This is a genomic window from Paenibacillus sp. S29 (assembly GCF_049319765.1).
GTDB classification, from domain to species: Bacteria; Bacillota; Bacilli; order Paenibacillales; family Paenibacillaceae; genus Paenibacillus; species Paenibacillus polymyxa_B.
The window spans coordinates 1-696 of sequence record NZ_JBMOUI010000057.1; the positions used below are offsets into that span (position 1 = coordinate 1).

Annotated in this window: 1 protein-coding gene; it reads left to right on the forward strand. The window is 54.5% G+C overall.

Features of this window, described 5'->3' with window-relative positions; all coding sequences use genetic code 11:
- Nucleotides 1–696: condensation domain-containing protein (locus ACL9RM_RS26430; protein ID WP_414126698.1), on the forward strand; the 696-nt coding region annotated here is incomplete at both ends.

Here is a 696-nt window from a genome sequence, read left to right on the forward strand (position 1 = left end):
AGCACTGGCACCGCATATGCATGAGGTCAGTCGTATGGCAGATCAAGGAGAAGTAAGCGGGGAAACCGCTTTGCTTCCGATCCAGCATTGGTTCTTTGCGCAGGAGCGCGAGCGTCCGCAGCACTTTAATCAGGCAGTTATGCTCTATCGTGCCGAGGGCTTTGATGAGACGGCGGTTTGCCAAGTCATGGATCATATTGTGAAGCATCATGATGCGCTTCGTACGGTTTTCCGTCAGGCTTCAGCCGGTTACGAGGCTTGGACACGCGGCGTAGATGAAGGCGCGTTGTATACGCTGGAAACCGTGGACTACCGTGAACAAGCATCCTATGCGGAAGCGCTGGAAGCGAAGGCAAATGAAATTCAAAGCAGCATCCACCTGTCCGAAGGACCTCTGGTCAAGCTGGGATTGTTCCGCACAGCCGAGGGCGATCATTTGCTCATAGCCATTCACCATTTGGTGGTGGACGGGGTGTCGTGGCGAATTCTGTTTGAAGATTTCTCGACAGGCTACGAGCAGGCGATCAAGGGCGAGCCTGTACGATTGCCCTATAAAACGGATTCCTTCCAAACATGGGCACGGGAGTTGTCGTCTTACGCCAACCGTCCAGAGGCTGCATCGGATGAAGCCTACTGGCAGCAGCTGGAACAGGCCAAAGCGAAAGCGGCAGCGCTACCTAAGGATTTCGCCTACGA